The organism is Corallococcus aberystwythensis (assembly GCF_003612165.1).
Lineage (GTDB): Bacteria > Myxococcota > Myxococcia > Myxococcales > Myxococcaceae > Corallococcus > Corallococcus aberystwythensis.
In genome coordinates, this window is record NZ_RAWK01000441.1 from 1 (window position 1) to 4,776 (window position 4,776).

General features: G+C 70.6%; 4 protein-coding genes and 1 pseudogene. 3 read left to right on the forward strand and 2 right to left on the reverse strand.

Annotated elements, in window-relative coordinates:
* Positions 1-525: pseudogene (locus D7W81_RS39850) on the reverse strand (hypothetical protein); the annotation flags it as partial.
* A gap of 95 nt (positions 526-620) precedes the next feature.
* Between D7W81_RS39850 and D7W81_RS39855 the strand changes: the two are divergent.
* Both D7W81_RS39855 and D7W81_RS39860 read left to right on the forward strand, forming a co-directional pair.
* Positions 621-1,523, forward strand: a complete 903-nt coding sequence (locus tag D7W81_RS39855) for an MTAP family purine nucleoside phosphorylase (protein WP_120560550.1) — start codon at positions 621-623, stop codon at positions 1,521-1,523.
* A gap of 107 nt (positions 1,524-1,630) precedes the next feature.
* Positions 1,631-2,680, forward strand: a complete 1,050-nt coding sequence (locus D7W81_RS39860; protein ID WP_120560551.1) for a YihY/virulence factor BrkB family protein — start codon at positions 1,631-1,633, stop codon at positions 2,678-2,680.
* A 28-nt stretch (positions 2,681-2,708) separates the two neighbouring features.
* On the opposite strand, the gene D7W81_RS39865 is transcribed toward D7W81_RS39860, so the two are convergent.
* Positions 2,709-3,533 carry a M48 family metallopeptidase gene (locus D7W81_RS39865; RefSeq protein WP_120560552.1) on the reverse strand — a complete coding sequence of 275 codons (825 nt, stop codon included), beginning with the start codon at positions 3,531-3,533 and terminating at the stop codon, positions 2,709-2,711.
* Positions 3,534-3,680: 147 nt separating this feature from the next.
* On the opposite strand from D7W81_RS39865, the gene mutM reads away from it, so the two are divergent.
* Positions 3,681-4,583: a bifunctional DNA-formamidopyrimidine glycosylase/DNA-(apurinic or apyrimidinic site) lyase gene (gene mutM, locus D7W81_RS39870; protein WP_120560553.1), complete on the forward strand. Its 903-nt coding sequence runs from the start codon at positions 3,681-3,683 to the stop codon at positions 4,581-4,583.
* Positions 4,584-4,776: the final 193 nt, after the last annotated feature.

A 4,776-nucleotide genomic window follows, 5' to 3' on the forward strand; every position in this document is an offset into this window, starting at 1 on the left:
GGAGGGCGGGGGCGGCGTGCGCGCGGGCTCCGTCGCGCGGGCCGGAACGGTCGCCTGCTGCCGCGGGTTGCCCTTCGCGGGCTTCTCATCCGACGCGCGGTAGCCCTTGCGCTCCGGGGGCGGCTCCGGCGGATCGTCGTAGGAGTCGCGCACCGGCTTCGCGCGCGGCTGCTTGTTCTCCTCGTCGCCGAAGGGGTCCTCCTCGCGGCGGCGGTCCTTCTCCTGGATTTCGCGCAGCTTGGCCGCTTCCGTCTTGCCCGCCCGGCGCTCGGACGCGGCCTCCGGTGCGTCCGGCGCCCGGTTGTTCACCGCGTTGAACTGACGGGCGCACTGCGTGCGTGTGTCCAGGCAGCCCTCGAAACAGCGCGTCAGCTTCTTGAGGGCGGCGCCGTTGCCGCCGTACTCGATGGTGCAGTCCTCCTTGCACGTGGTGGCGTCCTCCTCACAGCCGGGAGGGACGGGGCCGGCCAGGGCAGGAGTACCGAAGAGGACGCTGAGGACGACGAGGCGCGGAAGAAGACGCATGGCAAATGTGAAAGCTACCAGTCTTCCGAGCTTCCCGGGCGAGCCCCCCGCGATATCGTCAGCCCCACGCCCGGCGACCGGGCGAGAGGAGACGCATGCCGGCGGTCAAGGTGGGCATCATCGGGGGCAATGCCCTCTACCAGGCCCTGGGACTCCAGGGCCGCGGCGAACACCTCTCCGTGGAGACTCCCTTCGGGCCCCACTCCACCCCGCTCATCGCCACGGAACTGGACGGCGTCCCCATCCTCTTCGTCTTCCGCCACGGCCAGGGCCACGTCCACAACGCCACCCGCGCCCCCTACCGCGCCAACCTCTTCGCCCTGAAGACGCTCGGCGTCACCCACGTCGTCGCCACCGGCACCGTGGGCAGCCTGCGCGAAGCCATCCAGCCGCTCCACCTGGCCCTGCCGGATCAGGTCATCGACCGCACCTACCGCCGCCCCTGCACCTTCTACGACGACGTCGCCGTGCACGTGGAATTGGCCCAGCCCTTCTGCGCCACCCTGCGCCAGACGCTCATCGACGCTGCCCAGAAGAGCGGCACGGCGGGCGACACCGTGGTGCACCCCAGCGCCACCTACGTCTGCATCGAAGGCCCCTCCTTGAGCACCCAGGCGGAGAGCCAGCTGTACCGCGCGTGGGGCGCGGACCTCGTGGGGCTCACCGCCATGCCGGAGGCGCGGCTCGCGCGCGAGGCGGAGCTGCACTACGCCCTCATCGCGCTGCCCACCGACCATGACTCCTGGCGCCCGCAGCCCGTGGGCCAGGAACCCGAAGCGCTCCTGCCGCAGTTCGCCCAGCGGCTGGACGCCGTCACCGCCCACGGCGCCGCGCTCCTGCGCCGCGCGCTGCCCCGCATCGCCAGCGCGCCCGCCACCTGCCGCTGCTCCAGCGCGCTCGCGTTGGCCATCTTCACCGACCGCACCCGCATCCCCGCCGACGTGAAGAGCCGCCTGCGTCCGCTGCTGGGCCGCTACCTGCCCTCCGGACTCGTCTAGCGTTCAACACCCGGCACATCCCGCCGCGAGCGCTCGGCTGGCCGCCTGCTGCCGAATGCCCGGACCGACCCCACATTGGCTCCCCACAGACCCGGAGGGGGAACCACATGGGGCTTCCACGGCTCAAGTACCTGACGTGGAGGGAGTTCGCGCGGCGCTTCTGGAAGGAGATTGAAGAGGACACCGTCACCGACGTGGCGGCGCAGCTGTCCTACTACTTCATCTTCTCCCTGTTCCCGTTCCTGTTCTTCCTGGTCACGCTGGTGGCGTACATGCCGTTCGCGCCCGGCGCCGTGGACGCGATGATGGATCGCATCCGCCCGCTGGTGCCCGGTGACGCGCTGAGCGTGGTGAGCGAGCACCTGACGTCCATCGTCGGGGAGACGCGCCCCAAGCTGCTCACCGTGGGTCTGCTCGTCGCGCTGTGGACGGCGTCGCGCAGCATGGACGCCCTGCGCAAGGCGCTCAACCTGGCCTACGACGTGCCGGAGTCCCGGCCCTACTGGAAGACGCAGGGCCTGGCGCTGCTGGTGACCCTGATGGGCGGCCTGCTCATCCCCCTGTCCTTCGCCATCCTGCTGCTGGGCGGGCGCGTGGGGGCGTGGGTGGCGGACAAGCTGGCGCTCATCGACGAGTTCCACCTCGTCTGGTCCTGGCTGCGCTGGCCGTTCACCGCGGGGCTGGTGATGCTGATGCTGTCGCTCTGTTACTACCTGCTGCCGGACGTGAAGCAGCGCTTCAAGTACATCACCCCGGGCTCCGTCTTCGGCACGCTGGCGTGGATGGGCAGCACCTGGGGCTTCACCCAGTACGTGGAGCACTTCGGCAAGTACGACGTCACCTACGGCTCCATCGGTGGCGTGGTGGTGCTGCTGTTGTGGCTCTACCTCTCCGGGCTCATCTTCATCCTCGGAGGGGAGCTCAACGCCATCCTGGAGCACGCCTCCGTGAAGGGGAAGGCCAAGGGCGCGCGCGACTTCGGCCAGCCCGCGCCCTTGGAGCCGCCCCTCAAGACGCCCGGCGCGGCCAAGAGCGCCGCCAGCGCCCGGAAGACGCGGCTCGCGCTGTTCAGGCGCAAGCGCCGCGTGGCGGAAGGTAAGGACCCGGAGCCCCCGGGCCTCCTGCCGGACGGGAACGACAACCCGTCCATGCACTGAAGGCGCCGGGGCCCCGAAGCTCCGCGCGCTACTGCTTGGGCAGCTTGGCCTGGATGGCCGTCAGCCCGCCCGGGGCGTTGCGGCCGCCCTTGAGCCCCTGCTGCGCGATGATCTTCTGCAGGTGCGCGATGCGGTCCTTGTTGGTGGGGTGCGTGGACAGCCACTTGAGCGCGGCGGGCTGCGCGCCCTGCTGCTTCTCCAGCTTCTCGAAGAAGCTGATGAGGCCGTTGGGGTCGAAGCCCGCGCCGGCGGAGTACTTCGCGCCGTACTCGTCGGCCTCCGTCTCCTCGCTGCGGCCGTGCGCCAGCTGCAGTCCGCCGCCCGCCAGCTGCGCGGCGATCTGCGCGGCGGTGCCCGGGTTCTGGCCCAGCGCCACCTGGGTGATGGCCTGCAGGCCGTAGGCGTTCACCATGGCGCGCGCGGAGTGCCGGCCCACCACGTGGCCCGCCTCGTGCGCCATCACGCCCGCCAGCTCCGCCTCCGTGTCCGCCGCGAGCAGGAGGCCCGTGTACACGTAGAGGAAGCCGCCCGGCGTGGCGAAGGCGTTGACCGTCTTCGGGTCGTTGATGACGTTGACCTTCCACTTCACCCCGGAGCGGTCCTTGTTGGCCTGCGCGAGGATGGGCGCGGAGATGCTCCGGACGTAGTCCAGCACCGCCGGGTCCTCCACGTACTTGATGTTCTCCTTCGTCTCCAGCTCCTGCTTCACCTGGAGGCCGAGCTGGTTCTCCTGCTCGTCGGAGATGAGGACACTGGCAATCGCCTTCTCCGCGCCCACGCGCTGCTTGGTGCAGCCCGCGGTGAGGCCCGAGGCCAGGGTGAGGGTCAGGAGTGCGGTGACCATCCGTTGCATGGGCGAGTCGTCCCTTCTTGCTGAAGTGGTTGGAGGCTTTCGCGGCCCGTCGTAGCCGCGCCCCCACGCCCGGGCAAGCGCCTTCCCCTCGCCCCATCCACCGGGGGACATGCGCCGGAAACCTTCCGGTGGTATTCCCCCCGCCCGATGCCTGAGCTACCGGAAGTGGAGATTGCCCGGCGCAACCTGGAGCGCTGGTTCAAGGGCCACCGCATCGTGCGCGCGGAAGCGGACGCCACCCGCGTCTTCCGGGGCGCGGAGCTTGCTCGCTTCACCCGGCTCACCGGTCAGGTGACAGCCCTGGAGCGCAAGGGGAAGTACCTCCTCCTCACCCTGGAGGGCGGCCACGGCCTGATGGCCCACCTGGGCATGACGGGCAAGTTCGTGCGCAGGAAGGAAGGCGAAGCCGTCCCCCACAGCCGCGCCCGCTTCCACCTGGAGGACGGCCACGTGGTCCACTTCAGTGATCCACGCCTCTTCGGCCGGATGGAGCCCGTGGCCGCGAAGGGGCTGTGGGAGCTGCCCGCGGTGAAGGCCCTGGGCCGGGATCCGCTGACCGAGGGGCTCACCGGGCCCCAGTTGCAGGAGGCGGTGGGGGACTCGAAGCAGGACCTGAAGGTGGCGCTGATGGACCAGGGCCGGGTGGCGGGGCTGGGCAACATCCACGCCGCGGAGGCCCTCTTCCGCGCGGGGCTGCACCCGGCGCGCAAGCCCGGCACCCTCACGCCCGACGACTGGAAGCACCTGGCCCGCGCCATCCACGCCGCGTTCGACTTCGCCTTCAAGGAGCAGGAGGGCGAGGACATCACCTACCTGGAGGAGGCGGGGTCCGTGAACCGCTTCCGGGTCTACGGACGGGCGGACGGGCCGTGCTCGAAGTGCAAAACCCCCGTGGAGGCCTTCACCCAGGGTGGGCGCACCACGCATTTCTGTCCGAAATGTCAGCCGCTCTCCACCGTTCCCTCCCGCGCGTCCCGGAAGGGGCCCGTGGCGGGGAAGGGGACAGCCCCCGCCGTTGCAAGTACGAAGCCTCGCTCCCGTAGACGTTGACACCCCTGGGGTGCATGGCTTGAATCGCCCGCCCTTTACACCCGGCCGCGTCATGTCGCGGCCCCGGAGACCGTTGACCATGCCTCACGTCCTGCTGGCGGCGCTGCTCGTCGCCTCGTCCACGGCCACCGCGCAGACGCCGGTGCCCGATGGTGGCGCGCCCTCGGCACCCCAGGAGTCGGCTCCCGCCGAG

Coding starts and splice junctions, on each gene's coding strand:
- D7W81_RS39855 (WP_120560550.1), top strand. CDS start 621: ATGCCGGCGGTCAAGGTGGGCATCATCGGGGGCAATGCCCTCTACCAG.
- D7W81_RS39860 (WP_120560551.1), top strand. CDS start 1,631: ATGGGGCTTCCACGGCTCAAGTACCTGACGTGGAGGGAGTTCGCGCGG.
- D7W81_RS39865 (WP_120560552.1), bottom strand. CDS start 3,533: ATGCAACGGATGGTCACCGCACTCCTGACCCTCACCCTGGCCTCGGGC.
- mutM (WP_120560553.1), top strand. CDS start 3,681: ATGCCTGAGCTACCGGAAGTGGAGATTGCCCGGCGCAACCTGGAGCGC.